At 54.8% G+C, this 427-nt stretch carries 1 protein-coding gene; it reads left to right on the top strand.

All coding sequences use genetic code 11. The annotated features are described in order from the left end of the window. Positions 1-222, top strand: a 222-nt coding sequence (locus EN939_RS38600) for a hypothetical protein (protein WP_206528325.1), incomplete at its 5' end; no start/stop codon positions are given. Positions 223-427 lie beyond the last annotated feature (205 nt).

The following is a 427-nucleotide window of genomic DNA, read 5'->3' as shown; positions in this document are numbered from 1 at the left end:
GGTTCATTGAAGTTCCATGTTGAGCCGCCACCCACCTGGTCGACCTATGTATGGAAAGAAGGAGATGTTCAAGGCGACACTTTACAGATCATGTGCAAGACCCGAATTTGCCGCGATGCCTCTTGCTCATCTGCGCTTACGACACCGTCGAATCATGAGCTGATCGGCTTCATGGAAGATCGCAAAGGTACTCTCGGGTCCCATGTGCCCAAAAGGGAATAGAACGGCATGGCCGGGCAGCTTCTTTAGACCTCGGATAGGTTTTGTCGGTATTTATCGGAAAAAAGGAGCCGAAGTCATGACTGACATCTGGCACTCACTCCTCGCCAACCTTGCCCTGGTCTCCATCCTCGTGGTCGCCTGGGACCTTGTGGCGGATTTCACCGGGCGTCTCTCGCGGCGGATGCAGTCGCTGCTTCTCGGCGTG

This window comes from Mesorhizobium sp. M7A.F.Ca.CA.002.05.1.1, assembly GCF_003998335.1.
GTDB lineage: Bacteria > Pseudomonadota > Alphaproteobacteria > Rhizobiales > Rhizobiaceae > Mesorhizobium.
Note: the sequence above shows the minus strand (reverse complement) of the source record. Positions and strands in the feature narration are given on the sequence as shown.